This is a genomic window from Alkalibacterium sp. s-m-28 (assembly GCF_054658175.1).
Window position 1 is genome coordinate 1 of the sequence record NZ_BAAGIQ010000255.1, and the last position, 535, is coordinate 535.

At 45.2% G+C, this 535-nt stretch carries 1 protein-coding gene; it reads right to left on the minus strand.

Features of this window, described 5'->3' with window-relative positions:
* Positions 1-37: 37 nt before the first annotated feature.
* Positions 38-535, minus strand: a 498-nt coding sequence (locus ACYQ4S_RS12205; RefSeq protein WP_459771435.1) for a DUF6431 domain-containing protein, incomplete at its 5' end; no start/stop codon positions are given.

The window sequence follows — 535 nt, forward strand, 5'->3', positions numbered from 1 at the left end:
AAAAGTCGGTGAAATGAGAAAAAGAATCGATGATGGATCAGCGTGCTGTGAGAACTTGCATGAAGGCATACCCATAGCTTTCTTTATAGCTCTGTAAAAATACCGGATACTCTTCCAATGGAAGGTGACCCATTAACGCCTGCAGCCCTACCTCATGCCATTTCTTGTACTGCGTCCGCCAATACCGGATCAGTTTTGTGGATAGGGCCGTTCGATTTGACACACTCCTCACGGATTGGGTAACGTCCAGGGCGAGACAAATAAGGCCGACAACATAGCGTTTATGGGGAATGACATAATCCGGAAGGATCCGTGATAGACAAGAACAGTTAGCGCAACGTACGCGAGCGATCTGTAATGTAAATGAGTAGGTGTGATTAAGGTATACTTCTCTTGAACATACATCATAAAAGACGATGGCTGTATGATTACATTTGGGGCAGCTGGGATGCATAGATAAGAAATCATTGAAGAAACGGTCGTAGGCCGTTTGAAGACCTTGATAAAAACGGGTACTGCCTAAGTGCGACAAGGC